Here is a 26,236-nt window from a genome sequence, read left to right as displayed (position 1 = left end):
TCCTTTCTTATAATAATGCACAAAACCGCAGCAAATTAAACTTTATTTGTTTCCCTTACGGGATGCGATCCTGTGGATAACAGGCTGCAAAAATGCTCCTGCCTTGAGTCCTAAGACTCCGATTACAACTGCTACCGGATTAAACCAGTCTGAAAACCAATTGATGACTATTACCAATACGGCAACAAGCAGCAGATAACGGATAGCTGCACTTATCATTCCCCGTTTCTGAACGATTCTGGGATCCTGAGATTTCATGGATCGGTCAAGCACCAGTGCCATGGAAAAAAACATGGCAAGAGCGAGCACCATTCCAAGAAGCAGACCTGCGTAAACGGAGGTCCTGGGATAAACGAAAAACGCCCCCAGCAAAATAACCGCAGTAAAAAACACAATTCCTGCCGAAACCTCAGCAATCAGATTCTTTGTTGCTTTTTCCATTACAAGTCCTCCTGCTTATTTAAGCTTCTCGTCACTGCCCTTTTTTATACGGCTTGGCTGCTTGGGTTTACTCACCACAGGCATTCCTTCTCTTTGCCTTTCCATGCGTGCTTTCCGCTCCGCTTCCTTCTCTTCCCTCTCGTTCATTGCAAGTGTGGCTTTTGCAATCTTATATGCGTTTAAACCGCCTGCCAGAAAACCCACAACAAGGAATAACAGCAGCAGATTTGTTCCTGCATACCGGTCAAAGTAGTAACCGGCAAGAATACAGACAAATACAGGCACCATGACACTTAACCCCAGCTGGGTTACCATCAAAAGACTCCTCATTACACTTTTGTTATGACGCATGAATTCACCTGCCTTCTGCCTCCTGCACATATAATAGATATTATACCTAATAAATTTTGCTTTGTCTATTATATACGGAAATTTAACTTGTTTTTTATTAAACATGTATAAAAAACGAGCAATTGTACATAAATGAAGCATAGATATCCATTAATATTTGTAACCAACAAAAAACATTATTATTCTACATTTTTCTCCTGAAAATAGCAAAGAAAATACCTGGTTCTCAACTGGATTAACCAGAAAGAACCAGGTATTTTCATAAGACTGATTTAAACTTCTTTTGCTGCAGGAAGAATTGTTTCAACTTCTGCATGTGGACGAGGAATTACATGTACGGAAACCAGTTCTCCTACACGCTGTGCTGCTGCTGCGCCTGCATCAGTTGCTGCCTTTACAGCTCCTACATCGCCTCTTACCATAACAGTAACAAGACCGCCGCCTACGAATTCTTTACCAATTAAAGTAACGTTAGCTGCCTTAACCATAGCATCTGCTGCCTCGATGGATCCAATTAAACCTTTAGTCTCGATCATTCCTAATGCATCATATTTCATTTTTAAATCCTCCTGGGTTTTTATAATTAATTTTTAATAGTTCCCTATTTTACAATAGTCACCTTAGATGAACCGGAAAGGCCCATAGCATTGGCTTCTTCCGTATCTAAGTGGCATTCTAATGCTGAAGTCTCTGTTACGCGGATTGCCACGTTGTTAAAGATACCTCCACGGATGCCTTCTGTCTCAATTTTAACCGTCTCACCGTCATGTACGCCGAATTTTAAAGCGTCAGCCGGTGACATGTGAATATGTCTCTGGGCAATGATTAAGCCCTCTTTTGTCTCTACGGTACCTTTGGGTCCTACCAGTGTAATTCCTGGTGTTCCTGCCAGTTCTCCGGACATTTTAGGTGTTGTGTTTCTGCCAAGTTTAAAGCAGTCGGCAGCCAGAATTTCCACCTGGGTCTGCTTTCTTACAGGTCCTAAAATGCGGACTTTTTCAATGGCTCCCTTGGGACCGCATACCGTTACCATTTCCTTGCATGCATACTGCCCAGGCTGAGACAGCTCTTTCATATTGGTCAGCTCGTAGCCTTTTCCAAAAAGAGTATCCAGATCTTCCTGAGACAAATGCACATGGCGGTTGGAAACGCCTACCGGAATCGTCAGCTCATCACTGCCGGATTCTGATTTTACAGCATCCATTAAGAGCTTGATTACCGCTTCATACTTATCCATTGCTGTTCTCCTTTTTCAGTTCAGATTACTGGCCTTTCATAGCCAGAACGATTTCCTTTACAAGAGCCGCAAGCTTGTCATTATCTTCGCAGTTACTCTGGCAGGAAGCTGCCGGAGCACTTTCCTTTTTCTCAAAGGAAGCAACAAGCTCAGCAGGGCTTAAGGAAGAGGAAGCCTGTGATTTTTCTTTCCACATGAAAGTTGGGTCGTCATCTACAATGGTTGCGCAGTCTTTTAAGCCGAATGCTACTGTCTTAACGTTCAGTAAATGTTTCGGGCTTACATTTTCAGAAACAGAGCTTCCGCCGCAGGTTCCGCAGCCTAATGTGAAGGCAATTGGAAGACCTGTGCTGATTCCGGTTCCGCCCTGGCTTCCTCCTGTGTTTACAAGAATTCTGGAAGCTGGTTTTGCTGCAAATTTTAATACCATATCTCTGTCCTGAGTATGAATGCTCATGGTATGTCCGATACCGTTCTGTAACAGACGGTAGCTTAATCCACATGCTTCTTCCCAGTCCTTAACAGTATAGAAACCAAGAACAGTTGTCAGCTTTTCGTAGGATAATGGGTATCCTTCGCCAACGCCTTCCTGCTTACCGATTAACACTTTTGTACCTTCCGGAATGGTGATTCCTGCAGCTGCAGCAATCACTTCAGGAGAACGTCCTACAAACTTTGCGTTCATGTTATGACCGTTTTTGAATAACAGGTTGCAAACCTTGTCAGTTTCTTCCTTCGTCATGAAGTAACCGCCCTGGCTCTTTAACTCTGCTACAACTTCTGCATGATTGCTCTCTTCGCAGATGATGGACTGCTCGGAAGCACAGATGGTGCCGTAGTCAAATGTCTTGCTGGCCATAATGGTTCTTACTGCATGTTTTACATCCGCTGTCTTTTCGATGTATGCCGGAGAGTTTCCTGCGCCTACGCCGATTGCTGGTTTTCCTGCACTGTAAGCAGCTTTTACCATACCAGGACCGCCTGTTGCGATGATTAAAGAAACTTCCTTACATTTCATCAGCTCATTGGTTGATCCCATGGAAGGCATGGTCACACAACCGATAATTCCTTCTGGTGCACCAGCTGCCATTGCAGCTTCACGCATAACCTCTGCTGCCTTCTGAGTACATTTTGCTGCAGATGGATGTGGGGAAAATACGATTGCATTTCCTGATTTAATTGCAATCATGGATTTAAAGAATACAGTGGAGGTTGGGTTTGTGGAAGGTACGATACCCATTACAAGACCTACCGGCTCTGCTACGTCAAAGGTCTGCTTTACAGTATCTTCGCAAAGAATTCCCCTTGTCTTCATATCCTTGATCTCTTCATATAAAAGTGTGGAAGCTGCATGGTTTTTATAAGCCTTATCCATCACTTTACCGAATCCTGTTTCTTCAACTGCCATTTGTGCAAGACACAGGGAATGTTCTTCGCCCGCCTTTGCCATACTTCTTAAAATGGCATCAATCTGTTCTGCCGTATATCCGGCGATTTTCTTAGCAGCCGCTTCTCCGCATCTGGCTAAATCCCTTGCTTCCTGGATGGAACGCAAATCATAATCAAAATTTTCCATGTTCCGTATCTCCTCTTCTAAAAATCTTAATCATTTTGTCCGTAATACTTCCTGAATTCTTCCAGCAGCAGGGTTTTATTTGCCTTTGAAATCTCTCTTCCAGCTATGCTGAATTCGGGATATTCCCGGGCAAGCGTCCTAAGCTCTGTTACCTTCATATCTTCAAGTATCTTCATGGTCTCAGCAAGACCGTCCTGGTGCATCCACAGATCAGTGGTCTCTCTCTTTATGGTGTCCACCAGCTCTGTCTCTGAGATTGGTTCTTCGTCTGTTATCTGGGCAGATGATTCAACTGTCTCTTTGACTGGTTCGGCTGCCTCTTCTTCCGGTTCCTTTGCAATCTCCGGTATTGGTGCCTTCTCCGGTTCATCTGGAGTATTGCCGCCGATGACAGCTGCAAGTTCCTCATGAGGCCTTGGAATCACATGGCGTGTGATTAATGCGGCACTGTTAATCCGTTCCACTGCCGCCGCTCCGGCCTCAACTGCTGCCTTCACTGCCGCCACATCACCGGTCACCGTAACAGTAATGAGACCTCCGCCAACTTTGGTTTTCTCTACCAGAGACACATCCGCCGCCTTTAACATGGCATCGGCAGCTTCAATTGCCACCAGCACACCCTTTGTTTCTATAAAGCCAAGTGCCTGCATCATTTACCTCCTTAAACCAAGTCAGCCCAGTTAGCCGGATAGGTTGAGTAGAATACTCTTGCCTTGTCCGGAGAACCCCAGATTACCTTTGATCCTGACGGTACAAAGAGCACATCTCCGGCTTTTGCCGTGAAAGTCTTTCCGTCAATGGTTACTGTTAAGGTTCCTTCGATTACATAGTCGATTTCTTCATAGGTTAATTCCCACTCAAATTCAGAATGGTCAATCACCAGGAAACCAGCGCTCATTTTTGACTCTTCTTTGCTTACAAGCTCCTGATAATAAGCTTTTACATTAGGATCGCCTGTATCAAATACATCCATCTTTACAGAACTTCCGCGGACAACCTTTAGACCGTTGCCATGGCTTTCGGACTCATATGGTTTTAAAATGTCATTTAACATTCCCTTCTCCATGAGAGTCTTAAGTACCATATAAATTTTCTCGCTGTCAATATCCATTCCTGCAAATGCTCCTTTCGCTTCTGCCTTCTCTTCTGCTTTGTCGCAGAAGGTGATTCCGTAAGCATCTGCTGCATCCTTTGCTGACGGTGTGATAATGCTTCCGCTCTCTACGTATAATACATTTTTGCCTTCCGCATGCAATGTTTCTACGTCTTTCGCGCATATCAACTGCTTCATATGATCACTTCCCTTCTATATAAACTGGCAGTCTTCATCAATAATTCCAATTACTACGGCATCAACGGGGATCTCATCGTTTCCCAGCATGCGTCTGGCTGAAGAGCCGGTGGAAATGATCACGCGGTCACCGATACCGGCGCTGATGATGTCTGCTACAATCAGCCGTTCACCTTCCCGTGTACCGCCAATGATCTCGGCAAGCATAAACTTATAACCGTTTAAAGACTCTGCCTTTCTGGTCGCCCAGATATTGTCAATCAGTCTTGCTGCTACCATTCTATCCCGCCTCTCTTCTCTCTCAGTCTGATTTCTTCCATCGCTGCCTCTACCGATGCCGTATCTCCAAAAATCGCTAGCATGATCATATTCTGTGGGCAGCTCCCCTTGATATCTTCTACTGTAACACCCACGGCCTTTTCCGCCACATCGGCGGCACATACCATTTCAATAATCCGGCCCTGAATGAGACCAATGGCATCCACCTTTCCGATGGGAGTGGAAGCCCCTGAGCCTTTTCTGCGGTTTAAAATATCAACGGTTCCAGGTGACGGCGATTTAATAATCCGATATTCCATACGTCCACTTCCTTTTAATCCATTTCCTCCTGAGTACAGGAGAATGCGATTCCCAGAGGAGTCACAAACATGGGATTATCCGGTTTTCTTGTGCGGATCCCAGTCTGCTTCTCAATAATTGTTTCGATCCCTGCAAGACAGCAGGTACCGCCTACTAAGTAAATTTCATCTACGTCATATCCTTTGATATGGCGGTTAATGATGGAAGCTACCTTTTCAATTACCGGCTTTAATACCGGAAGCAGCTCTTTGTGGTTTTCTTCTTTCCGTTTGTAAAGCTCTGCCTCCGAAAAAGACAGATTATAAGCTCCGGATACAACCAGGGAAAAATGAGTTCCTCCCGTGGGCTCATCAGCTACATAAACCACTTTTCCATCTTTTAAAATGGAAATTCCTGTGGTTCCGCCGCCAATATCCACCACTGCGCCGTTTTGTATCTTTAATACTGCATTTGCTGCCGTTGGTTCATCAAGAAGGGCAGTGATTTCAAATCCGGCTCCCTGTACCACATTCTTGATCGCTCCGCCGTCCAGTGAATCGGTCCCCGGAGGAATTGCTGCTGCTGCATAAAGCAGTTCCGTATCCAGCTGTTCCTCCAGTTCTGCCTTTAACTCACGAACAATGCGGATGGCGCCGATATAATCAACCACCATTCCGTCACGGACCACATCCGCATACCGGTAAGCGCCGGCCACTGGTCTGAAATTCTCATCAAGTACAGCCAGTACCACGCACGCTGTTCCTAAATCCACCCCCGTATAATAAACGGAGGAACGTTCTCTGACTGGATTTTTTACCACTGCTTCAAACTGGCTTACCAGTTGGTTACAGCTATCAAATGTTATTTCTTTCTTTGACATGCATTTCCTCCATACAACAGGCAGATCATCTGGGATAAGCGGTTAATGACCGGGTTGAAATTCTTTTCTCCTGCTTCTGCCGCAAGTTCTCTTACGAGACAGCGCAGACGGTGTAACAGGACTATTTCTCTTCCTTTTTCGGACTGGGCATGAAAGCCGGTGATCTCAAAGCAGTCAGAGTATGGTTCGTTTTGGTTTTCCTTATTAAATCCGGTGCAGGGCTCAAATGGATTTATCTCGCTTAAAGCACCTTTCCCCACGAAAGATAACTTCCGCTCTAAATCAAACACCTGCTCAGCTAACAGCACGTCCCTGTCTAATAAGGAAATTCCGGCTTCCAGAAACTGTGCCTTTAAGGTTTCCAGTTTTAATAAGAAACGGTCCGGCGCAGGTTCTGTGACTGGTGCCTCTGTGATTACTTCTGCCGGTTTTGAAGTCTTGCGTTTTGCCGTCAGGGGATCATCACAAAATGATATCTTTTTGTCCAACAGGAACTGACGCGCTCCTGGTGTCAGCTTTGCCTGTGCAGGAAGATCATAAGAGGCAAAGGGTTCTCTTCTGAATAAAATTCTCAAATCTTCTTCGGTGATGAATTTCATTAATAGCCCCCCTTACAAAGCTTGCGGTAAATCGCTTCAATTTCTTCTGCCGCAGGCACTCTTGGGTTGGTCAATGTGCAGTTATCATGAAGTGCTTTCTCTGCCATTTCCCGTACAGCCTGTTCAAACTCGTCTTTATCCACGTTTAAATCGGTGATCTGCTGCGGTATTTTAATCTTATTCATAAGATTTTTAATGTGACGCACCAGGCCGTGTACCGTGGCTTTCTCTGTTCCTGCTGCGATGCCAAGCATATTGGCAATTGCAACATATCTGCTGCATGCTGCAAAATCTCCCGCATCTTCTAAACCAGCGTTATAGCTGATCACATGAGGAAGCAAAATTGCATTGCTTCTTCCATGAGGAATGTGGAAACGGGCTCCCAGTGCATGTGCCATACTATGACAGAGTCCTAAGGACGCGCCGTTAAAAGCAACTCCTGCCAGACAGGAAGCATTGTGCATATGAGTTCTTGCCTCCATGTCGCTTCCTTCTTCCACGGTACGTGCCAGGTAGCTCCATACCAGTCTTACTGCCTTTTCCGCACAGGCATCGGTAAAATCACCTGCATTGGTTGAAACATAGGCTTCTAACGCATGGGTTAAAACATCCATACCGGTATCTGCCGTAATATGAGGCGGTACTGACACTGTAAATCGGGGATCAAGGAATGCCGCATCCGGTACCATGCTGTCGGAGCGCAGAGGATATTTCGCCTGAGCTTCCGGATCTGAAATAACGGAAAAATTAGTTACTTCGCTTCCGGTTCCGCTGGTGGTTGGAACTGCAATTAAATTCAGCTTCTCATTTCCCATCTGTGTATAAATGTGGCTGGCTGCCTTTGCGGTATCGATGGCAGAACCTCCGCCTAAAGCGATTACCGTATCCGGTCCAAAGCCTTTCATTCCGCCGATTGCCTTTGATACAACCGTGATCGTAGGATCAGGCACTACTTCTGAGAAAACTTCAAAGCTGCTTCCTTTTTCTATAAGCAGGTCTGTAATTAAATTCACCTTACCGGACTGGGCCATAAAGGGATCACAGATGATATAAGCTTTTTCTACAGAAAGTTCCTTGATTTTCTCCAGACAGGAAGATCCCATATATACCTTTGTGTTCATTACAAATTGCTCCACGTTACATTTCCCTCCTTTCCTAATATTTGCCCATGTTCTTTGGGCATTGAGGTATACCCGAAGGGTGTTTCTTTAGATTTGCCCACGCTTTTTGGGCATAAAGGGATACCCGAAGGGGTATTTCCTAATATTTGTTCCATCAACTCATCAATTCCCGTCCGGTCCGATAAGTTGATGTGAATACAGGGAGTTGTAATCCCTGCTTTTTTTAACTGACGGATACACCAGCCGTCATTCTCCGGCTTATTTCCGCTTCCTGTAATAACTCCGATTACCGGCACCCGGAATGCTTTTGCAAATCCCGGGGGATAACTCTCCCGGCATGAGGACTGGTCTACCAGCATCAGTACATGGGAGGCGTCCTGAGCTGCCGCGATGATATGCTTGTGCATCCAGGGACTTTCTAAATAAACTCCCGGTACATCTAAGGTTTTCTCCCCATATACCATGTTCTGTGTCCGTTTGACAGGACCGTCTAAACCATTGATTGCGGCTGCAAGGGCAGTTTTTCCGCTGCCTCCCGGTCCGATGATCATGATTCTCTTTTTTCTCATGTTTTGGTTATATCCGGCACGGAAAATCCAAGTCCGCGCCTTAAGGTATCACACACTGCCCGAAGGGCTGTCTCCACACTGTCCACGTCTCCTGCGATGATAACGGAGCCGGTGAAGCGGTCCAAAAATCCCACCTGCACGCTGGCTGCCTTCGCCGCAATATCAGCAGCAATGATGGAGGTTTCAAAAGGAGACAGGGTTAAAATCCCGATGGCTCCAAGCTCATCGATGCCCAGACACTCATATACCTCCGGTATTGGCGACGCGATTACATGAGCGATGGTAACCTGCTTGCCCGGAACGGATTCTTCTATGACTCGCTGTATCTCTGACACGGCGCTCTCCCCTTTCTAGTGCTTCACCACAGTAACCGGGAACTGATACTCATTCATCCAGCCTTCGATACGGTCCAGATCCTCCGCACTTAAGCTTGGATCTCCATCAATTGGATATTCCATATCCAGCTGGTTGTATTTGTTTACCCCCAGCTTGTGATAAGGAAGTAAGTCAATTCCCTTAAAATTTTTGTAATCACGGAACGGCATTAAGAATTTAATCACTGCATCGATTTCTTCCCGGCTGTCATTGATTCCTTTTAACATTGGCATACGGACCTTTACGTTGTACCGGCGGTGAAGCAGTTCTTTTAAATTGATTAAGATCTGTTCATTGTTCACGCCGGCCAGTTCATTGTGGCGAACCGGATCCATATGCTTTATGTCAAACAGGAATAAGTCCACATATTCAGCAATCTGTAATATCGTTTCGGTCTTTGTGTAACCGCAGGTTTCAATGGCTGTGTTAATGCCTTCCTGCTTGCATGCCATCAAAAGATTTAATGCAGCCTCAGGCTGTGCAGTAACTTCTCCGCCGCCTAACGTCACACCGCCGCCTGATATATCATAAAATGCGGCGTCTTCCTCTACAATCTTTAACAGCTCGGAAATTGTCTTTACCTCTCCGGCAATGGAAAGCGCTGAATTGGGGCAGACATTTTTGCATTTCATGCAGCCGATACAATCCTTTTCCCGTCTGATTTCATGTTTTCCGGTCTCTTTGGACATCACATGGATTCCTACGGGGCAAACGCTTTCGCATGCCCCGCAGTCTGCACAGGAATTCTGCTTAAACATCACCTGGAATTTCCGCACCAGTCCTTCCGGATTGGCACACCATTTACACCGGAGCGGGCAGCCTTTAAAGAATACCAGGGTTCTGATTCCCGGTCCGTCATACATGTTGTACTTCTGTACGTTAAAGATGAGCGCCTTACGTTCGATATCTCCTGTATTTCCATGGTCCATTGTGATTGTTCTCCGTTTTCTTTTAGAAATGTGTCAACATGGTTCTGCTGATGATCTCATCCTGTACATCCTTGCACAGCTCTACGAAGAATGCGCTGTATCCAGCTACGCGGACGATTAAGTCACGGTAAAGCTCCGGATGCTTCTGAGCCTCGATCAGAGTATTGTTATCTAAGTAGTTAAACTGCATCTCGCCGTTTCCGAACATGCAGGCGGTACGAAGAAGGGTGATTAAGCTTTCTTCTCCTTCCGGTGTATCAAGAAGTCCGGCCATGATCTTAAAGTTGTGTACCATACCGATGTTCATGCTGTCGTTGGCCATCTTGGACACAGATTTGATGATCGCTGTCGGGCCCTTAAAGTCAGCGCCCTGGGTTGGGCTGATACCATCGGATAATGGCAGCCATGCATGACGTCCGTTTGCAGATGCTCCGGTTAACTGACCAAATGGTGTGTTGTTGGAAATGGATAAGGTACCGTGGCTTAATACGGAATATAAGGTCTTATATTGTCTGTGCTCATGCTCGGTAAAGTCAACTAAATCAGCAGCGATTAAATCTGCGTAATCATCGTCATTTCCGTATTTTGGTGCATTGAGGCAATCGGTGCGGATCTGGTCATAGCCCACAAAATCAGCCTTTAATGCTTCATTTAACTGTGCAAGTGTATATTTTTTCTCATCAAATACCAGCTTTTTAATTGCTGCCATGGAATCTGCATAGGTTGCAAGTCCAGACCATACGACTCCAGGTCCGAAGTTATACATTGCTCCGCCTGCAGATACGTCTTTTGCTTTTTCCATACAGCCTTCATACATGATGGACATGAGTGGCTTTGGAGCAAGCTCTCTGTGAACGCGCTGGGAGATAACCGTTGCAACAGAAGACCATTTCGTAATGTACTTAATTTCTTCTTTCACAGCTGCCTCAAACTCTTCATAAGTCTTAAAGCTGTTGATATCACCCATATCAGGACAAACCTGCTTGCCATACCATAACGGTACACCTTTGTTTAATACAAGCTCGATACAGATTGGCCACTGGGTATATGCGGTAGAGGTCCACTGATACAGACGTCCTGACTTCTGAGGCTCTACGCAGCCCATCAGACAGTAGTCACGTGCATCTTCAATGGAAACGCCCTTTGCAAGCATCATCTTGATGTGTGCATCGTCAAAGTGGCAGGCTGGGAATCCCATACCGGAACGAACAACATCTACGATCTTCTTTAAGTACTGCTTCGGGGACTTGTTGTGAATACGGCATGCAAGGGATGGCTGATAAATCTTCACATGACGGACAGCATCCATCAGAAGGTAGGTTAATTCGTTGGTTGCATCATGTCCGCTTCTTGTCACACCGCCTACGCACATGTTAACGAATGGCTGGTAACCTGCGAAGAATTTGGAACCGCCTTCGCTGGTGATCCACATCATTTCAGACATCTTGATCAGCATACAGCCTGCGAGCTCAAATGCCTGGAAGTCATTCATACGGCCGGATTCGATATCAGCCTTGTAGTAAGGATACATATACTGGTCTACACGTCCGATGGACATACCAGTCTGATTCTCTTCTACTACAAGCAGAGACTCGATGGTCCAAACAGACTGAATTGCTTCCCAGAACGTTCTTGGCTTGTGAGCCGGAACGTATGCATTTACTTCAGCGATCTTTAAAAGCTCATCTTTACGCTTTGGATTGGTTTCCTTTGCAGCAAGCTCTTTTGCATACTCGGAAATTCTCTTTGCGTAGATCATAACACCTTCTGTGGTATCAATGATGGACTTGTAGAAGTAGATCTTCTCGATGTCATCCGGATTTTCGTAATTTAACTCTTTTAAATGATCCTTTGCTTCCTGCTGGATATCAAGCATACCCTTATTCATTAAGATTACGTCGTAACCAGGGTTAGAATCACCGCCGCCGTTTACTGCATGATAGGAACAGTCAGAAACGAAGGATTCACCGGATAATTCCCACACACCAGCTTCACGGTACTGGTCTTCACAGTACTCATCAACGGATTTGCCCTCCCAGTATGGGAAAAGTTCTTCTCTCATGATCTTCTTATCTTCATCAGAGATATAGAATGGATCCTGAGGACGGCTTCCGATGGTATCAATTTCGTCCTTCATCCATCTCCATGCGATATCAGGAGAGAAAGCACCTGCACGTGGAGCGCCGTTTGGAGCACCTACGATCAGCTCGTTGTCCTGAATTACAAGAGGAGCTGTCTCGCAGCAGTAGCGGAAGCATTTTGCACGAAGCATGATCTTTGGCATACCTGGATTTTCTGCAGCAATCTTTGTGATCGCGCGGGCACGGTATGTTGTGATGGATGGCTTATGTGTTAAGTAATTCTCTTTTAAGCGCTGAAGTCTTGCTGTAATACCGTCAGGAATGTTTGTAGTCTCCTCGGTATATACTGCAGCTCCTGCCTTTGCAGGCTCATTTTTATTGATTTCGTCAGAAACAGTTTCAAACATCTTCATCAGGGAAGCTCTTTCTTCCGGTGTCATGTTCTTCGTTGCTTCTACAAATTTATTTGAAAATTCACGAATATCCAATCTGTTTTCCCTCTCTTTCAATTATTTCTCTTACAGTTCCTTTGATAATGCTTCTAAAATCTGCTTTAAAAGTTCTTTTGCATCCCCCTGCTGACCGGCAGATGCCGGAGTCTGCGTACAGGAACACAACTCTTTCTTTGCATTTTCCAGATATTCACCGGCTGTTCTCACTCCATATCCGACTTTCCGGATATAGATGAAATTCATAGGGGAAACATTATCCGATGTAATACCGGCTCCGGCTGTGATACTCCCCAGTGTCATGGCGGGGAATAAACTGGTGGTCATTCCCATGCTGCCTAATGTGGCGGGAGTATTGACAAGTACTCTTCCAACCGGTTTTTTCAAAGCGAACTGGCGGATTACTTCTTCGTCTCTGGAATGGATTACCAGAGTATGGCCATGGCTTTCGTTTACCAGGAGATTCATACACTTCTCACAGGCATGCATCCAGTCGTTTTCGATGTAGTAAGCAAGTACGGGACAGAGAAGCTCTTTTGCAAATGGGTTTCTGTCAGAAATATATTTCTGCCGGGAAACCAGAACGCTTGTGTTCTCCGGTACGCTAAAACCTGCACGTCTGGCAAGTTCTAACGCCGGTCTTCCCATAATTTCCGTATCTGCATTTCCATGTTCCAGGTTAAGAAGATCAATTAACTGCTTCTCTTCTTCCCCGTCCATGAAATAAGCACCGTTTTTCAACATTTCCGCTTTTACTTCTGCAGCGATTAAGCTGTCCACTACCACATACTGTTCTGCCGCAGATACGATTCCATAATCAAAGGTACGGCTTACTATAATGTCTTCAACCGCCTGTTTCAAATCAGCTGTCCGCTCTATAAATACAGGACCATTTCCGGTACCGCCGTAAATATAGGGCTTTCCGCTTTCTGCTGCCTCACGGTTTAATTCCGGCACTCCGGTATTCACCACCATGGCTGCTGCCGGATGATGAATCAGTTCCAAAGCTCCTGCTTTCGTTACCGTCTTTAAATATCCGATGGCTCCTTCCGGAAGTCCATGGCGAAGACCGACTTCCTTCATACAATCAAGAAGCCTGCCTGTGACCTTCACCGCCCGCTCATGAGGAGCGATGACGATGGGGTTGCCGGACTTCACTGCAATCAGTACGTTGTAAATAGCAGTGGAGACCGGGCTTACAGAAGGGGTAAGAGCAGCAATGACTCCCACCGGAACACCTACGTCCATGGTTTTGAGTACAGGATCTTCATTCAGAACCCCAACGCATTTCATGTCCTGTAAGTGCTTCGGGAGAAATTCGCAGACAAAGGTGTTCTTGACCAGCTTGTCCTTTGCACGTCCATAACCTGTTTCTTCTGCGGACATAACGGCCAGCTCTTTAGCCAGCTCCTTTGCTGCTTTCGCAAGTCCTTCGACGATCCTGTCAAGCTTTTCCTGGGGGAAGGTGAGCATGGTCTTACCGGCGTCTCTTGCGCTTTCCATTAAAATCCTTGCCTCCTGTATGGAGAGAAGGTCTTTATCTACAAAATTCATTTCTTTGTTCTCCCTTCAACCGGGATACGTTTTATTCCTGCTCCGGCGCAGCGATTGCATATCTCCTGATGATCTTTTCAAGATCGGGATGAGGTCTTGGGATTACAACACAGCTGTAAATCTCAGCGCCCATATCGCTTACTGCTTTCACTCCTGCATCAACTGCAGTTTTGCAGGCTCCTACATCTCCGCGTACCAGAACGGAAATATATCCGGAAGCTACGTTCTCATAACCAACAAGTTCAACATCTGCAGCCTTGCACATAGCATCAGCTGCTTCTAATGCGAATACCAAACCAAATGTTTCAATTGAGCCGATGGCTTCATATCTTACCATATACTGTTTTCCTCTCTTTACGCGTCAATATCATGTACTGATACAATGTCGCCGACTTCTTTGATCGGTCTTGGCATTACATTATGTGCAGTCAGTTTGCCGATAGCTGCTGCTGCTTCTGCGCCTGCATCTACAGCGGAACGTACGGCTGCCACATCACCCTTTACCATAATGGTTACCAGGGTAGAGCCTACGTTTTCATAGGAAATTAATTCTACATCTGCTGCTTTGAGCATCTTATCTGCTGCTTCCAGAGCCGGAGTTAATCCAAGAGTTTCTACCAGCCCTAACGCTTCATCTCCGTAATATCTCACCTTCGTAAACCTCCTGAAATTTATTTGTGATTGCGGTATTTTTTATCTACGTACTTGTCAACGGTTGCCTTGCCGTCATCGTTAATGGAATAACGCATGCGCAGTTCACCCTTTTCATCCAGGTCGTAGCTTTGTAAGTCAACCAGTCCGTTTGCCTCTAAAGACATTACGTGGTCCATATAACGATCTTTTGTAAACTGACGCTCTCCGCCGTACTGGGACTTTAAAGCCCCCATAATCTGAGCGATATCAGCACTTTCTACTCCGTATAAATAATTTAAAACCGCTGTTCTTGCAGGTAATAACATGTTTTTATTCCCCTTTCCTGAATAAATCCAGTGGATTCATGGTAACCACAATCGCACCAAATACGATTACGATAGAGCCGATTACAATCGTAGGGGTAACTGCCTGTCCCAGAAACAGGATACAGAAGAAAACGCCCCAGAACGCATATGTTACATTTAAGGACATACCAATCGCACAGCCAACCGTGGAGTTGCTCTTATACCAGCAAAGGAAGGATACTGCTGCGCTTAAGCCTGCTGCTGCCAGCCAGATAACCGGAATTCCTGCAGTTAAAGTTCCGCCTAAGAGTCCTAAACCTCCAACGATAGGAAGAATTACGAATAAGTCCACAATACCGGAGATGAGCTGACGTAAGTTTACTGCCACATCAGTATCGATCATGGCTCCGCCGTAGGTAGAGAATACACCTTCCAGTGCCCAGCAGATTGCTGCAACGAAGGAGAAGATAATTCCCAGAGTAAAGTTGTCGCTGCCTTCCGGCTTGGTCCAGTTGATGATGATGGCACCAGCCACACATACAAGCATTCCGACCATAACTCTTTTTGTAATTTTCTGTTTTAAGAAGATCCATGCAAAAATCGCACCAAACAGGCTGCATAATGCGGAGATCGGAATCGCATAAGCTCCCGCCATAGCAAGACCAACCAGGTAAGCGCCGTTTGCAACAGGTCCTCCAAGAAGTGATCCGATTACAATCATTTTTCCAGGGAATGTATTAAGACTTCTGCCCATCTCACGGATACGGCCGCTTTTTGCATTGTATGCAGTCAGCCAGATTCCTGCGAAAAGGTCATTTAAGCCGGATAATACATATGGTCCTGCTAAAAGTCCTGCTGCGCTGGCAAGAGGTTCATAATAGCCGGCTACCAGTACAAGAACCGTATAAATTCCGTAGGTAAGTCCGGATAACGCACCGGTTGTCATTCCAGTTGTCCTGAATTTTTTGTTGATAGCTGCCATTTTCGCATCCGCAGATGCTGATGTCATTCCTTGGTTACCCATTACTTAATCTCCTTTTTATCCTTTGGAAGAATTGTCTCAACTTCTGCGTGAGGACGTGGAATCACGTGTACGGATACCAGTTCGCCAACTCTCTGTGCTGCTGCTGCGCCTGCATCAGTAGCTGCTTTTACTGCACCTACATCACCTCTTACCATAACAGTAACAAGTCCGCCGCCTACAAACTCTTTTCCAACAAGTGTTACATTTGCTGCCTTAACCATAGCGTCTGCAGCTTCGATTGAGCCGATTAAGCCCTTTGTTTCGATCATTCCTAATGCATCATATTTCATTGTTTAGTCCTCCTTTTTATTCAGCAGTTCAAATGGGTCAACAGATACTAAAATAGCTCCGATGATAATGATAATAGAACCAATAATAATGGTCGGGGTTACTGGCTGTTTGATAAACAGGATACAAAACAGCACGCCCCAGAACGCGTAGGTGATGTTTAATGACATTCCCATGGCACATCCCACAGTGCTGTTTGACTTATACCAGCAGAGATAGGAGATTGCCGCACAGAGGCCGGCAACGATCAGCCATGCAACGGGAGGCAGGGAAAAGAGTGTGCCTTTTAAAAGTCCCATACCGCCTACGATAGGCAGAATTACAAATAAATCAACGATTCCGGATAAAAGCTGGCGAATATTAATTACCACATCTGTGTCAAGCATCGCACTTCCGTAAGCTGCAAAAACGCCTTCCAGCGCCCAGCCAATAGCTGCTACAAATGCACAGATGATTCCCAGCGTAAAGTTGGTGCTGCCTTCTGGTTTTACCCAGTTAATAACAATCGCTCCAACAACACAGATCAGCATACCGAGACCGACTCTGGGCACGATTTTCTGTTTTAAAAAGATTCGTGCAAATAATGCTCCGAAAAGAATGTACATGGCAGAAATCGGAATTGCATAAGCTCCTGCCATTGCCAGACCCATTAAATATGCACCGCTGGCAATTGGTCCGCCTACCAGGGAACCAAGAAGAATGATTTTTCCTGGAAATAGTTTTAAGCTTCTTCCGATCTCACGTATTCTTCCGGTCTTAATGTTATACACAGTAAGCCAGATACCGGCAAATAAGTCATTGAGACCAGATGTTACGTAGGGAGCAGCAAAAAGCCCCACTGCCCCGGCAAGTGGTTTGTAGTACCCGGCAATCAGTACAAAGGTGGTATATAACCCGTACATGAGACCGGATATCAAACCGGTTGTAACGCCAATTCTTTTAAATTTCTTTCGCGCTTCCGTCATTTAAGTTTCCTTCCCCATCTGAATAGTGCACAAAATTTAAGTTGCCCTGTTACTTTTTCTTTCTTTCACGTTCAGCTGAAAACGTTTAGAAAATGCACAACGCCTGTTAATGTTACTAATTTTCTACTGGCTGCCTGCATTTTTCTATGCATTTAGTATAGGACTTCCCCCTATGGGGAATGTCAACCGATTTTTTTTTATTTTTCCTGCAATTCAAATGGCAATTTTTTCCGTGGTGCTCCACACACAAAAAAGGCTCTCCTGAAACAGGAATTTTTATTTATTCCTGTTTCAAAAGAACCTGTCAGATTTATTTTTAATCCGGTAAGGCAGCGTTTCATGCTCCCTTACTGCCGGTAAACCGGGACAATAACTTCTGTTACAAACTCTTCCGGATTCCTGGTTGTCCAGTAGTCCACCACATACCGTTCAAAGCTTTCTTTCCCGCACTGATATCCCCGCTTGGCTGCCCAGCTTACAATCCGTTCGTACTCTTCATCAATGGTCTCATGTCTTCCAATATGATAGACTGACGCAACCATGATACCTCCATAGGTCTGGCGGTTTAAGCATTCCTTGCATGGGTGAATGGCTTTCTGCATAATCGTTGCCGTTTTGCACTTGCCGCTCATCTTCTCTTCAAAGGAATCAAACTTAAGGATTACCGCACCTGTAATTTCATTCTCAGCCTTTTCAAGGTGATTGGTCCATTCTATGTTAATAATTGATTCCATATAATTGTATTCGAAGCTCTGTTTCAGGCTGCAGAAGGTGGACTCCTGAAGGAACTTCACGGATACCTCATGTACATTGTTCTGGAGCACCATCTTGGCTTCCTGAATCAGCTCGTACCAGTCCTTAACAGCCACATAGCTGTTATGAATCTGCTGCTCCTGAAGACAGAGCTGATCGATCTTGTTGCGGAAATTCTGTTCCAGATAATAGTAGGTATTGCCCTCGACTAAGCCCTGCATCTCTTCCAGCTTAAATCCCATCTGCTTGTAGTACTTTACAACAGGAACCGTCATGAGTGTTTCCTTGTTGTAATAGCGGTAGCTGTTCTCCTTACATATCATATCCGGTGATATGATCCCGATCTTGTCGTAAAAACGCAGAGCCTTTGTTGAAATGTTGCAGATCTTACTCACTTCCCCTATTGAGTACAGTTTCTTTTCTTCCATGTAAACCCCCATAAGCACTGGCATTGTCTATGTGTTCCCTGTTCGATTTACCTATTTATCATGCGTACTATCTACATATACAACCAGTATAATCCTTCCCGTATAGGGGAATGTCAATACCCACTTCTTTGTTATTTATACTCGCAAAAAAAACCACAGGTTCCTGCTGTCACCGGATTGACCTGTGGTTTAATAAATCTTATTATTTTACCTGCTCTACCATCTGCAGAATATCTTTCTTGGACTTCACTCCTACAGAAGTTGCCGCCAGTTTTCCGCCTTTGAAAATTCCTACAGTAGGAATGCTCATAACCTTAAACTGTCCTGCAAGATCCGGCTCATTATCCACATCAACCTTTCCAATCTTTAAACCGGAATGGTTCTCAGATGCAATCTCATCAAGAACCGGTGCAAACATCTTACACGGACCGCACCAGGTTGCCCAGAAATCCACCAGCACTACATCGTCTGTTTTTAAGACCTCTTCATCAAAATTCTGCTTTGTTAATGTTACGATTGACATATATTACTCCTCCTTCATTCTATTTCTTATTCCAGGGAAATTGCTTTATTCATTAGTCTGATCAATATTTCCAGGATTATGCCCTGTTATGGAAAGGACCTTACTTTGTTTTCTTACTGTTATTATAAAAGTTACAGTTGCATTTGTCAATAGAATTCTATATTTTTATTTCACGTCTAACCCAAGAAATTTTATCATTTCCAGGAATTTTTCCTTTAATTCTGATAGGCTTACAGTCTCTTCCCCTTCTGCAGAAAGTTTATCATGATCCAGTACACCAGCCGAAATTCTTCCGCCCTCATATCCGCCGCTAAGCTTCAGTTTCAAATTTAAGTCTTTTTTATTATATACAATATTTAATTCTTTTATCTGTAAAGTCCGTTTTTCTTCCTCACCGTTTCCAAAATACACCGTTGAATCAAAATTTATCTCACCATCTGCCCCGGTTATACGGCCGGATAAAAGTGCTCCCTGATTCTCCACCTTTTGAAAGCCTGCATATGCAAGCCCTGGTATGATGATTTGTGAAATGGAGAGATCTTTTCGTATGGAGAAGAGTATTTCCTGGGTCTCACCCTCTGTTTTTCGTTCCTTAAGAAGGTTCGCCCAGCTTTCAGGCTCTTTTCCGGGTATTTCCTCCAAAAGTGCTCCAGTCTCTTTGATGACGGAGTCAAACTGATCAGCCGGAACCAGCGCCCGTATGGTAACACCGTTTTTGTCTCTTCCGGTAAACTCAACTCTGCTCTTGCCCATCATATCAACGATGTGGTCCTGCAGCTGCTTTAAGCTGTTTTCCAGTTTTTCCTTTTTCTTTGGAATGGGGGACACTCCAATCTGATCTTTCACGTCAGTCTGGGTTGTCTTTACAACAGCTGCTGAGATCTGGGGCACATGGATCACCACCTGATCTGCATCAGCCCAGTATTCTGCTCCCTCCCGTACTGCTCCAAGAAAATATACATCAACCTTTCCCTGTGCAAACGTATTCTCAAGATCCCGCTGTTCCGTGAAAGAAACTCCAAGACCGCCGGGCAGAACCAGTACGGACTTTCCATTTACGAAGGCTTCATCAATAACCAGCTTGACGGAATCCTCATAAGCATCTCCTTCTCCCTTCTCATTTCCCCAAAGCTCCTTTAATATACCCTGGGTCTGCAGTGCAGAGCGGGCCAGATAAAATCTGGCATAATAAATAGGGAAATAATGCCATCCTGCAGCTGCAAGAGCAATGACAGCCGCTATTCCTGCTGCCCAGATAAACATTTTTTTCTTATTATTACATAATGCCGGTCTGGCTGAGTTTTTCTTCAAAAAATTCATTAAGTTCAAGCACCTTCTTCCTCAATACAATTCCCACCAGCAGGGAGAGCGGAATGTATACCAGAACATTCCTGATATCAATCCAGTAAGCATTTTCATAAATTCCTCCCACACATTCCCTCATGGCATTGATTAAGTGGGTAAATGGAAGGAGGGGATTTACCATCTGAAAAAATCTGGGCGTTACCTGAATGGGGAACGTACCGCCGGACCCAGCCACCTGTATAACCATAAATACCACAACAATTGCTTTTCCTACGTCTCCGAAGGAAACTGTCATGGAAAATGTAATATTTGTAAATATAATGCTTGCAATGACTGCAGCCAGCACAAATTTTCCCGGCTCTAAGCACTGGATCTTCAGCATATAGAGATCTCCAAGGGATACCACCAGTGCCTGCATAATTCCGAAGAGCATAAATGTAAGGTATCTGCCGAAATACATTTCATATAGCTTCAGACCATGGGATCGGGATGGTTCCACTTTTGTTTTCAGCAATGCTACCAGAATCAGGCCGCCTACCCAAATGGCAAGTATCGTATAGAAAGGAGCCATGGCAGAACCATAGTTTTCTACCGGGTATACTTTATTTGTCTGCATATCCGTAGGTTTCATCATAAAATCGCTGAACTGCTCCGGGTCATTCTTCATAATGTCCATTATTTTATTCAGCTGTTTATTATCTGCAACCTTATTCACGTCTGTAATCATGTCATCGACGCGTTCCTGGCTCTTATGAATCAGATTGAGAGCGCTGTCCAAAGCCTCAATCAGACTTTGAGACGATGCATTGACACTGGTTAGTGTGGTATCAATCTGTCCCACCAGGTTTCCGATGCTGCCAAGTGCTCCTGCGGTGGTGCCAAGAGCATCGTAGGTTTTATCAAGACTGTCCTTTAAGGGCACCTCAATCTTTCCTGTATAGTAATTATGAATATCAGAGATAGAATTATAGGCCAGCGACAGACTGGCCCCGATGTCATCTTTTATATCATCAGGTAATTTTCTCGTCTCTTTCACTGTTTTTTCCGCTGACTGCAGTTTTGTTAAAAGCTCCTGCTGCTGTTTTACTGCAGCGCCAATCTCCTGCTGGATCTGGGCCACATCTGTTAACTTAACAGGAAGTTTGCTGTTGATATCGCCTAAAAGCGTACTGAAGCTGTTTAACTGGCTGATCATACCCGAAGTTAAGCTTTCCATGGCTTTTAAGGTGTTAATCGCTGCATCAGCAGATGTATCTGATACGTCTCCCAGCACATGAAACGTCTCATATACTGTCTCCTCGATCTGGGTAATCTGATCCAGTGTATCATCCACTCCGCCCGTAACAATATCAGACATCCCCCTTGTTGAATCAACCAGGGTTCTGGCACTTTGAGCCGTGTCCTCTCCTGATGTTATCATTTTGTTTACATCGGGCAGGGTTCCCTTAACTCCGTCATTTAAACTATTCACTGTATGAAGAGTTGCTTTTAGCATACCGATGGTATCAGTAAGCTGGTTTAAACTGTCCTTAATCTCGTTCAGCGAGCTGACCGCATCACCTCTGTCCGTATCTTTGCGGCTGCTCCAGTCATCGGAATATCCATTTACCAGTTTTCCCATCACTTTGGAGGCGGAACTGATAAATGTTTCATTGATCTGCTGCTGCACGCTTTCCACACCTTTTCCGGTAATCTTCGTTGCAACGGCATTCTTTTTCTCATTTACATAATACTGCAATACCGGCCGTTCAATGTGAGAGGTCAGAACGCTTGATATCTTCTGGCTGAAGTCTTCAGGGACAATGACAGCGGCATAAAATTTCCCGGACTCCACGCCATCCATAGCTTCTTCTTTATCCACAAACTGCCAGCCGATTTTATCATTTTTCCTCAGCTCGTCGAGAATCATCTCTCCTATATTAATAGCCGAATCATCAATATCAGAATCAAAAATGCTGTCAATGGAGGCGCCTTCATCCAGATTGACAACCGCAACCTTTAACCCCTTGGTATTTGCATAGGGATCCCAGCTTGCAGCTATATTGAACCATGCGTATAAGGCAGGAAGTAATGTGAGTCCAAGAGCAATCAGTATTGCTACCGGATTTAAAAAAATATGTTTTAAATCGCCCGCGAATATTTTTAATATGTTTTTTACATGTTGAATCATGCTTGCCTCCTTTGTAGTGGATTCTTAAATATGAAGTAGAATAGCTATGTATTATAATATTTTATTGCAGCAAATGCAATGTCTTATTCTGTTAAAGAATTTTCTTATTTATTATTAACTGGAATGTCAATATTATCAACACAGGTCCGCCCGGATCAGGCATAAAAAAAACGGACTTCCAAAAGGGAAATCCGAATCTTTACCTATTATACGGAACTGGTATTAAAATCAGGCTTCTTCGTTATGTATAATGCAATTGTATCAATTATTTTTATCTTGTTTCCAGCATTCATAACAGCCTCCCTGATCCCCTCATAAAACCTGGTTTTATAGGGTTCCTTTAAGGTTATGTGCTCCACCTGGGTGCCAGCTAAGTAATCCACATATTCGTCTGCATTCAAAACTCTTTCATTTTTCCATTCCCGGTAATTTAAGCCGGCAAATCCGTAATTGAGAACATGTTCGTAGTCCAATCTGCATGTATACTTTGTTTCCACACAAAAATGCTTTCGATATACTTCCTGCATTTGTTCATACAGATCTTCATTCCCGCTTTTGTAATCTGAATAAGTCATAAACATGGCAAAGGTGCCCCCAGGCTTTAAAAGATCATATACTTTGGGAAATCCAATGCTCTCCGGTATCCATTGTATGGTTGCGGCAGAGTACACAAGATCAAACTTCTGTGTTTGAAAATTGTGAGTCTCAAAGTCATCATTCACAATATGGAAATTATGGTAAGTACCAAACTTGTTCTCCATGAACGCTGCAAAATGCTCGCCCAGCTCGATTGCCAGATAGTCACAGCCCGTTTTCAGGAAAGGTTCCGTGGCCTGGCCTGTCCCTGGTCCGATTTCTAAGGCGGATTTGTGAGGTCCGAGATTTGCGGAGGTGATTATTTCGGTATAGAGATCCTCGCAATATCTTGGTCTCCATTTGTCAAATTGTTCCGGGATTGTGTCAAATGTTTTTCTGAAATCCATGTCTTCTCCTTTATGGTTTAAAACTACCGTACAGCTCCATTCTTATAATTATCATACCACTGGTTCATTTCCTCGTCACTGTGAATTTTAAGAGTTTTAAATATCTCATGTAAATTCAACGGCTACGGTTTCATTTAACGTAATGTTCATCTTTGCATCCATTTGCGCTATGAAAATAATCGAGAGAATCTCCGGTATGCTTAACGTGATAAAGGAAACCATTTTACATGGAAATAACTGCACTGCATATAATAGAATAATTAAACAATCGTTAAAACAGATAAAAATTGACGTATAGAGTATGTATTTAAGATATTTAGAAAATGGTATTGCTGAATTACTAAAGTAACGGGTTATACAATGTTATATCTCAAATAATCTTTATTAACGTGAAAAGGACCTGGGGTCGTCCCAGGTCCACACACCCCCTCGTTGAAAAGCAAAAGGAAAAGACAATTAAACAAGCTCTAAAGTTTCTTAAAAGCAAAGGAATAATTCCAACTTCGCAAGAAGCCTTTTAATTACTCCATCTAAATTCAAACTTCTTTAAAAGCTATTTTCTAGATACTTTTTGGCTGTCCTCTACTTTCTTTCACCCTTATGAGTTTGTCATATATGTGCAGTTAAATACTATGGCATTACCCGCGTAAAGAGATTGCCCAGCCATCAATTCAATGCGTATTTGTCCAGTAGATGCAACCAAATAAAGGTTACCGATTGCTACGTTACAGTTTACAGCTGTATCATGTGTTGGACGTGGAAATCCAGATATATAGTATGCCGTACCAATTGATAGATTTGTTGTAAGATTAACGCCTATCTGAATAGTCACCATAGCCACACCATTTAAGTTACCATGCCTTATATATCCACCATATATTGTTCCCCATGTGCACGATAAACCGGAAGAAATTAATCCAGAAATCTGTGTTCCATTATCGTATACGAACATACCCCCAGTACCTTGTAGCATATTAGCCGTACCAGTAGGTTGGGGGCCAGATATTGTAACTCTAGCACCATTAAAGCTTGATATTCCTACAGTATTATTAGTAGACTCCGACCAATTTGAACTCATGCCCACACTATTACTAAAACTTGCACCATGATTTCGATTAGTTACCTTACAACCATGAATACTGCAAGATGACTCATTAATCTGCATTGCTGTATACGTACTTGGTGCAGTAGATTGACAATAATAAAAATATACGCCGTAACTCCCCGTAACAACAACGGTTTCTCTGCTTGTTGCAATAAAATTAAATCCGTTAACACGTAAATATCCTGCACCAAACTTTGATATTGTTATAGCATTTACACGGCATGTATCTGCTAACGTATCTTTCGTGTCACTGTATAGGTTTAATGACCCACTATGAAACCCTAAAACAAACAAATTTTCTGGATATGTACCAGCAGAAACATCTATTGTGGCAGAATACCCATTCAAATCCTTTGGTATAATATCAATCGCATGCTGAATAGATTTAAATGGCTTTTCACTTGTTCCATCACCTGTTGCGTCAGATCCGGTGGTCGCTACGTATAGTATTATGTCACTTGATAGTGTTCCTATCTGCGCACCATAGTTACTTATACTTAAACTACCCAAGCCAAACACCGAAGTTGATGTGCCTAATGGCTGAAAACCTACACATGAGATGATTGAACCAGTAAAGTTTCCTACTGCTTGATGATTATTTATGCCCCCATTATTTTCGGAGTATACTTGACTATTTTGTTGAAGCATAATAGCATAATTATGATTTGAAATTTTGCTATTATATATACGTATTTTTGATGCCCATACAGATACACCAATTTTTTCGGCATTGGATTTAACTAATGATATATATATAAATGAACATTGACTCACAAATGCTAGTTCTATCGCATTTTGTGTTGTATCTTCCTGAATAGAAATGCCTCTAATTTCGATATTTCCGTTACAGCTATGTATAAGCATAGCTTTTATAACACAATCTTCATTAATAGCATCGGGGGTATTTGAACGTACGATCAGAGCCCCCGAATGAAATCCCGCCACTACGACATCTTCTGTATATATTCCATCTGCTATTTGAACTGTCGCAGTCTTGGTGTTCAAATCTTTTGGTATTACGCTTAATGCCTTTGTAACACTGGCATAAGGATTTAATTCACTACCATTACCCGTATCATCAGATCCAGTATTTGCAGATACATAAAGAGTGATATCACCCGTAAGAGGTCTTATATTTCTGAGAAATGTCAGCACTTTCCCAAAAAACCGCTTTACATTCTCACCGGCCGCCGGTAATGGATACTTATCCTCTATAGTATCCAGAGTTTCAATAACTGTTTCTGAGATATCACCACCAGTCGAATCTACCCTCTCCGTTACATCCTGAATCGTAGCAGTACCCGATGGATTAACTGTAATATTTAGCTCACCCCCCTCCTTCACCACATTCTGAATATTATAAATATAAGATGTCGATGCCACCCCATTATACTGCGGCATCTCATCCGGAATTTCTGCTGTCACAATACAAAAAAGGACCTCTTCGGTCCCGTCCAGGGCATATAAACCAATGTTATGAATGTAATAGGTAGACGCAATTTCTTCATTACTAAACAGCACCCTGGTTTGAATCATCGTTTCATTAAGCACCGTTGTTTCAGGATCACGAACTGTTTGCTTAATTCCCTGCATATCCTTTAAACTTTTTAAATCTGTACTGTCCGGATACGCATAATCTGATGTTTTTGCCTGAGTAATACCCAGCTTTATTTCTCCCGCCAAAGCCCGTGCAATTAATTTTTCTCCAGCAGCTGTCAAAACTGCTTTATTATATTGTCCCAT

At 43.8% G+C, this 26,236-nt stretch carries 29 protein-coding genes; all 29 read right to left on the bottom strand.

Features of this window, described 5'->3' with window-relative positions; translation table 11 throughout:
* Positions 1–42 precede the first annotated feature (42 nt).
* A complete protein-coding gene (locus tag V7D18_RS02080; protein ID WP_426150979.1) occupies positions 43–441 on the bottom strand; it encodes an ATP synthase subunit I in 399 nt (132 codons plus the stop codon).
* A gap of 15 nt (positions 442–456) precedes the next feature.
* Positions 457–792: an AtpZ/AtpI family protein gene (locus V7D18_RS02075; protein WP_426150977.1), complete on the bottom strand. Its 336-nt coding sequence runs from the start codon at positions 790–792 to the stop codon at positions 457–459.
* Positions 793–1,064: 272 nt separating this feature from the next.
* Positions 1,065–1,349, bottom strand: coding sequence for an ethanolamine utilization microcompartment protein EutM (gene eutM / locus V7D18_RS02070; protein ID WP_104433751.1), 285 nt, complete (start codon positions 1,347–1,349; stop codon positions 1,065–1,067).
* Positions 1,350–1,393: 44 nt separating this feature from the next.
* Positions 1,394–2,029 carry a phosphate propanoyltransferase gene (locus tag V7D18_RS02065; RefSeq protein WP_426150975.1) on the bottom strand — a complete coding sequence of 212 codons (636 nt, stop codon included), beginning with the start codon at positions 2,027–2,029 and terminating at the stop codon, positions 1,394–1,396.
* 25 nt (positions 2,030–2,054) lie between these two features.
* Positions 2,055–3,605 (bottom strand): acetaldehyde dehydrogenase (acetylating), encoded by a 1,551-nt coding sequence (locus tag V7D18_RS02060; protein ID WP_426150973.1) that lies wholly within the window; start codon positions 3,603–3,605, stop codon positions 2,055–2,057.
* 26 nt (positions 3,606–3,631) lie between these two features.
* Positions 3,632–4,258, bottom strand: coding sequence for a BMC domain-containing protein (locus tag V7D18_RS02055; RefSeq protein WP_426150971.1), 627 nt, complete (start codon positions 4,256–4,258; stop codon positions 3,632–3,634).
* A gap of 8 nt (positions 4,259–4,266) precedes the next feature.
* Entirely contained in the window at positions 4,267–4,896 is a 630-nt protein-coding gene (locus V7D18_RS02050) for a cupin domain-containing protein (protein ID WP_426150969.1), read from the bottom strand.
* 15 nt (positions 4,897–4,911) lie between these two features.
* Positions 4,912–5,175, bottom strand: coding sequence for a EutN/CcmL family microcompartment protein (locus tag V7D18_RS02045; protein ID WP_097003135.1), 264 nt, complete (start codon positions 5,173–5,175; stop codon positions 4,912–4,914).
* Positions 5,169–5,474, bottom strand: a complete 306-nt coding sequence (locus V7D18_RS02040) for a BMC domain-containing protein (RefSeq protein WP_426150967.1) — start codon at positions 5,472–5,474, stop codon at positions 5,169–5,171. Before V7D18_RS02040 ends, V7D18_RS02045 begins: the two co-directional genes overlap by 7 nt.
* Positions 5,475–5,488: 14 nt before the next feature.
* Positions 5,489–6,334, bottom strand: a complete 846-nt coding sequence (gene eutJ, locus V7D18_RS02035; protein WP_426150965.1) for an ethanolamine utilization protein EutJ — start codon at positions 6,332–6,334, stop codon at positions 5,489–5,491.
* Positions 6,316–6,933: a hypothetical protein gene (locus tag V7D18_RS02030; RefSeq protein WP_426150963.1), complete on the bottom strand. Its 618-nt coding sequence runs from the start codon at positions 6,931–6,933 to the stop codon at positions 6,316–6,318. The genes eutJ and V7D18_RS02030 overlap by 19 nt, the downstream gene beginning before the upstream one ends.
* Positions 6,933–8,069 (bottom strand): 1-propanol dehydrogenase PduQ, encoded by a 1,137-nt coding sequence (locus V7D18_RS02025; protein ID WP_426150961.1) that lies wholly within the window; start codon positions 8,067–8,069, stop codon positions 6,933–6,935. Before V7D18_RS02025 ends, V7D18_RS02030 begins: the two co-directional genes overlap by 1 nt.
* Positions 8,054–8,623 (bottom strand): EutP/PduV family microcompartment system protein, encoded by a 570-nt coding sequence (locus tag V7D18_RS02020; protein WP_426150959.1) that lies wholly within the window; start codon positions 8,621–8,623, stop codon positions 8,054–8,056. Before V7D18_RS02020 ends, V7D18_RS02025 begins: the two co-directional genes overlap by 16 nt.
* Positions 8,620–8,958 (bottom strand): BMC domain-containing protein, encoded by a 339-nt coding sequence (locus V7D18_RS02015; RefSeq protein ID WP_318066431.1) that lies wholly within the window; start codon positions 8,956–8,958, stop codon positions 8,620–8,622. The genes V7D18_RS02020 and V7D18_RS02015 overlap by 4 nt, the downstream gene beginning before the upstream one ends.
* 15 nt (positions 8,959–8,973) lie before the next feature.
* On the bottom strand, positions 8,974–9,927 hold the full coding sequence (cutD, locus tag V7D18_RS02010; protein WP_426150957.1) for a choline TMA-lyase-activating enzyme: 954 nt from the start codon (positions 9,925–9,927) through the stop codon (positions 8,974–8,976).
* A gap of 22 nt (positions 9,928–9,949) precedes the next feature.
* Entirely contained in the window at positions 9,950–12,517 is a 2,568-nt protein-coding gene (gene cutC, locus V7D18_RS02005; protein ID WP_426150955.1) for a choline trimethylamine-lyase, read from the bottom strand.
* Positions 12,518–12,526: 9 nt separating this feature from the next.
* A complete protein-coding gene (locus tag V7D18_RS02000) occupies positions 12,527–14,011 on the bottom strand; it encodes an aldehyde dehydrogenase family protein (protein WP_426150953.1) in 1,485 nt (494 codons plus the stop codon).
* 31 nt (positions 14,012–14,042) lie between these two features.
* Positions 14,043–14,348 (bottom strand): BMC domain-containing protein, encoded by a 306-nt coding sequence (locus tag V7D18_RS01995; protein WP_277409526.1) that lies wholly within the window; start codon positions 14,346–14,348, stop codon positions 14,043–14,045.
* A gap of 17 nt (positions 14,349–14,365) precedes the next feature.
* Positions 14,366–14,662, bottom strand: coding sequence for a BMC domain-containing protein (locus V7D18_RS01990; protein ID WP_104433722.1), 297 nt, complete (start codon positions 14,660–14,662; stop codon positions 14,366–14,368).
* A 20-nt stretch (positions 14,663–14,682) separates the two neighbouring features.
* Positions 14,683–14,970, bottom strand: a complete 288-nt coding sequence (locus tag V7D18_RS01985) for a hypothetical protein (RefSeq protein ID WP_426150950.1) — start codon at positions 14,968–14,970, stop codon at positions 14,683–14,685.
* Between the two features lie 4 nt (positions 14,971–14,974).
* The gene (locus V7D18_RS01980; RefSeq protein WP_426150948.1) at positions 14,975–15,973 is read right to left on the bottom strand and encodes a DMT family transporter; all 999 of its coding nucleotides are present in this window, start codon (positions 15,971–15,973) and stop codon (positions 14,975–14,977) included.
* On the bottom strand, positions 15,973–16,263 hold the full coding sequence (eutM, locus tag V7D18_RS01975) for an ethanolamine utilization microcompartment protein EutM (protein WP_097003123.1): 291 nt from the start codon (positions 16,261–16,263) through the stop codon (positions 15,973–15,975). The genes V7D18_RS01980 and eutM (V7D18_RS01975) overlap by 1 nt, the downstream gene beginning before the upstream one ends.
* Positions 16,264–16,266: 3 nt before the next feature.
* Positions 16,267–17,226: a DMT family transporter gene (locus V7D18_RS01970; protein WP_426150945.1), complete on the bottom strand. Its 960-nt coding sequence runs from the start codon at positions 17,224–17,226 to the stop codon at positions 16,267–16,269.
* Positions 17,227–17,573: 347 nt separating this feature from the next.
* On the bottom strand, positions 17,574–18,407 hold the full coding sequence (locus V7D18_RS01965; protein ID WP_426150943.1) for a MerR family transcriptional regulator: 834 nt from the start codon (positions 18,405–18,407) through the stop codon (positions 17,574–17,576).
* A gap of 202 nt (positions 18,408–18,609) precedes the next feature.
* Complete coding sequence (gene trxA, locus V7D18_RS01960) at positions 18,610–18,930, bottom strand: thioredoxin (protein WP_097003120.1); 321 nt, start codon at positions 18,928–18,930, stop codon at positions 18,610–18,612.
* 165 nt (positions 18,931–19,095) lie between these two features.
* Complete coding sequence (locus tag V7D18_RS01955) at positions 19,096–20,250, bottom strand: hypothetical protein (RefSeq protein WP_426150941.1); 1,155 nt, start codon at positions 20,248–20,250, stop codon at positions 19,096–19,098.
* Positions 20,207–22,405, bottom strand: a complete 2,199-nt coding sequence (locus V7D18_RS01950; protein ID WP_426150939.1) for a YhgE/Pip family protein — start codon at positions 22,403–22,405, stop codon at positions 20,207–20,209. Before V7D18_RS01950 ends, V7D18_RS01955 begins: the two co-directional genes overlap by 44 nt.
* Before the next feature lie 206 nt (positions 22,406–22,611).
* Positions 22,612–23,388 carry a class I SAM-dependent methyltransferase gene (locus tag V7D18_RS01945; RefSeq protein WP_426150937.1) on the bottom strand — a complete coding sequence of 259 codons (777 nt, stop codon included), beginning with the start codon at positions 23,386–23,388 and terminating at the stop codon, positions 22,612–22,614.
* A gap of 598 nt (positions 23,389–23,986) precedes the next feature.
* Positions 23,987–26,236, bottom strand: coding sequence for a hypothetical protein (locus V7D18_RS01940; protein WP_426150935.1), 2,250 nt, complete (start codon positions 26,234–26,236; stop codon positions 23,987–23,989).

The sequence above is a fragment of the Lacrimispora sp. 38-1 genome (assembly GCF_049890855.1).
Lineage (GTDB): Bacteria > Bacillota > Clostridia > Lachnospirales > Lachnospiraceae > Lacrimispora.
Note: the sequence above shows the minus strand (reverse complement) of the source record. Positions and strands in the feature narration are given on the sequence as shown.

What these genes read in the sequence shown, in the direction of transcription:
- V7D18_RS02080 (WP_426150979.1), bottom strand. Translation starts at nt 441, where the DNA reads ATGGAAAAAGCAACAAAGAATCTGATTGCTGAGGTTTCGGCAGGAATT.
- V7D18_RS02075 (WP_426150977.1), bottom strand. Translation starts at nt 792, where the DNA reads ATGCGTCATAACAAAAGTGTAATGAGGAGTCTTTTGATGGTAACCCAG.
- eutM (WP_104433751.1), bottom strand. Translation starts at nt 1,349, where the DNA reads ATGAAATATGATGCATTAGGAATGATCGAGACTAAAGGTTTAATTGGA.
- V7D18_RS02065 (WP_426150975.1), bottom strand. Translation starts at nt 2,029, where the DNA reads ATGGATAAGTATGAAGCGGTAATCAAGCTCTTAATGGATGCTGTAAAA.
- V7D18_RS02060 (WP_426150973.1), bottom strand. Translation starts at nt 3,605, where the DNA reads ATGGAAAATTTTGATTATGATTTGCGTTCCATCCAGGAAGCAAGGGAT.
- V7D18_RS02055 (WP_426150971.1), bottom strand. Translation starts at nt 4,258, where the DNA reads ATGATGCAGGCACTTGGCTTTATAGAAACAAAGGGTGTGCTGGTGGCA.
- V7D18_RS02050 (WP_426150969.1), bottom strand. Translation starts at nt 4,896, where the DNA reads ATGAAGCAGTTGATATGCGCGAAAGACGTAGAAACATTGCATGCGGAA.
- V7D18_RS02045 (WP_097003135.1), bottom strand. Translation starts at nt 5,175, where the DNA reads ATGGTAGCAGCAAGACTGATTGACAATATCTGGGCGACCAGAAAGGCA.
- V7D18_RS02040 (WP_426150967.1), bottom strand. Translation starts at nt 5,474, where the DNA reads ATGGAATATCGGATTATTAAATCGCCGTCACCTGGAACCGTTGATATT.
- eutJ (WP_426150965.1), bottom strand. Translation starts at nt 6,334, where the DNA reads ATGTCAAAGAAAGAAATAACATTTGATAGCTGTAACCAACTGGTAAGC.
- V7D18_RS02030 (WP_426150963.1), bottom strand. Translation starts at nt 6,933, where the DNA reads ATGAAATTCATCACCGAAGAAGATTTGAGAATTTTATTCAGAAGAGAA.
- V7D18_RS02020 (WP_426150959.1), bottom strand. Translation starts at nt 8,623, where the DNA reads ATGAGAAAAAAGAGAATCATGATCATCGGACCGGGAGGCAGCGGAAAA.
- cutD (WP_426150957.1), bottom strand. Translation starts at nt 9,927, where the DNA reads ATGGACCATGGAAATACAGGAGATATCGAACGTAAGGCGCTCATCTTT.
- V7D18_RS02000 (WP_426150953.1), bottom strand. Translation starts at nt 14,011, where the DNA reads ATGAATTTTGTAGATAAAGACCTTCTCTCCATACAGGAGGCAAGGATT.
- V7D18_RS01995 (WP_277409526.1), bottom strand. Translation starts at nt 14,348, where the DNA reads ATGGTAAGATATGAAGCCATCGGCTCAATTGAAACATTTGGTTTGGTA.
- V7D18_RS01985 (WP_426150950.1), bottom strand. Translation starts at nt 14,970, where the DNA reads ATGTTATTACCTGCAAGAACAGCGGTTTTAAATTATTTATACGGAGTA.
- V7D18_RS01980 (WP_426150948.1), bottom strand. Translation starts at nt 15,973, where the DNA reads ATGGGTAACCAAGGAATGACATCAGCATCTGCGGATGCGAAAATGGCA.
- eutM (WP_097003123.1), bottom strand. Translation starts at nt 16,263, where the DNA reads ATGAAATATGATGCATTAGGAATGATCGAAACAAAGGGCTTAATCGGC.
- V7D18_RS01970 (WP_426150945.1), bottom strand. Translation starts at nt 17,226, where the DNA reads ATGACGGAAGCGCGAAAGAAATTTAAAAGAATTGGCGTTACAACCGGT.
- V7D18_RS01965 (WP_426150943.1), bottom strand. Translation starts at nt 18,407, where the DNA reads ATGGAAGAAAAGAAACTGTACTCAATAGGGGAAGTGAGTAAGATCTGC.
- trxA (WP_097003120.1), bottom strand. Translation starts at nt 18,930, where the DNA reads ATGTCAATCGTAACATTAACAAAGCAGAATTTTGATGAAGAGGTCTTA.
- V7D18_RS01955 (WP_426150941.1), bottom strand. Translation starts at nt 20,250, where the DNA reads ATGAATTTTTTGAAGAAAAACTCAGCCAGACCGGCATTATGTAATAAT.
- V7D18_RS01950 (WP_426150939.1), bottom strand. Translation starts at nt 22,405, where the DNA reads ATGATTCAACATGTAAAAAACATATTAAAAATATTCGCGGGCGATTTA.
- V7D18_RS01945 (WP_426150937.1), bottom strand. Translation starts at nt 23,388, where the DNA reads ATGGATTTCAGAAAAACATTTGACACAATCCCGGAACAATTTGACAAA.
- V7D18_RS01940 (WP_426150935.1), bottom strand. Translation starts at nt 26,236, where the DNA reads ATGGGACAATATAATAAAGCAGTTTTGACAGCTGCTGGAGAAAAATTA.